The organism is Phormidium sp. CCY1219 (assembly GCF_035615515.1).
GTDB lineage: Bacteria > Cyanobacteriota > Cyanobacteriia > Cyanobacteriales > Laspinemataceae > CCY1219.
This window is the reverse complement of the sequence record NZ_JAJENT010000274.1, coordinates 1-354: the sequence shown is the minus strand read 5'-3', so window position 1 is coordinate 354 and position 354 is coordinate 1. Positions and strand designations below refer to the sequence as shown.

Genomic DNA, 354 nt, shown 5'->3' with positions numbered 1-354 from the left:
GCATAGCGCTAAATCTTGATAAAATGGTAGGGGAAGCGGTGGGGGTGAGAATCCATAATTTGGGTAAGGCTTCGTTGGACAGTCGGCGATTATTACGGTTGGCTTGGCGTTGCAGCGATCGCCTCACGTCTAGCAACTTTCCGAGACAGTCGCAAATTTCATCTTCGCTGACTGGGTTGCGAAAAGGTTCAAAAATCGAAGGATTCGGACTAGCCGCCATTCTTCCTAAAATACCCAAAGGTCGAACCGCAGCCAGCTCTAAATTCGGAAGGGGTCTAAAGTACAAGTCGATTTCTCGGACTTCGGAAGCCACCCGCTGGGGTGCTTTTACCTCCCCGTAAGGAGAGAGCAATT

At 50.0% G+C, this 354-nt stretch carries 1 pseudogene; it reads right to left on the bottom strand.

The features are described 5' to 3' along the window. Window positions 1-354 (bottom strand): annotated as a pseudogene (locus tag LKK83_RS03700) (hypothetical protein); the annotation flags it as partial.